This window comes from Streptomyces doebereineriae (assembly GCF_031845645.1).
Classification (GTDB): domain Bacteria; phylum Actinomycetota; class Actinomycetes; order Streptomycetales; family Streptomycetaceae; genus Streptomyces; species Streptomyces canus.
Window position 1 is genome coordinate 1 of sequence record NZ_JAVREZ010000445.1, and the last position, 421, is coordinate 421.

1 protein-coding gene is annotated in these 421 nt (G+C 69.6%); it reads right to left on the reverse strand.

Annotated elements, in window-relative coordinates; translation table 11 throughout:
- Positions 1-419: diaminobutyrate acetyltransferase (gene ectA / locus RNB18_RS52705; RefSeq protein ID WP_311721144.1), on the reverse strand; the 419-nt coding region annotated here is incomplete at its 3' end.
- Positions 420-421: the final 2 nt, after the last annotated feature.

A 421-nucleotide genomic window follows, 5' to 3' on the forward strand; every position in this document is an offset into this window, starting at 1 on the left:
GCGTAGGACGTGAACAGCCGGTCGGAAGCGGTGTTGTCCGGGGTGATCGTCGTCTCGACGCAGGAGAGCCCCCGCTCGGCGGCGACCCGGGCGGTCAGCGCGTCCAGCAGAGTGGCGGCCAGCCCCTTGCCGCGATGGGCCCGGTCGACGGCCACCTGCCAGACGACGAGGGTCTCGGGGCGGTCGGGCCTGATGTAGCCGGTGACGAAGGCGATCGGCTCGCCGTCCTCGCCACGGGCGACGGCGGACGTCGCGGCGAAGTCGCGGCACCACAGCAGGTAGCTGTACGTGGAGTTCAGGTCCAGGACCTCGGAGTCGCGGGCGATGCGCCAGATCGCGGCTCCGTCCTCCACTCGTGGTGTGTCGATACTGAGGAATTCGCTTCGGGCACGGGCAAAATCTGCTGGTGCGGCGGTCATGT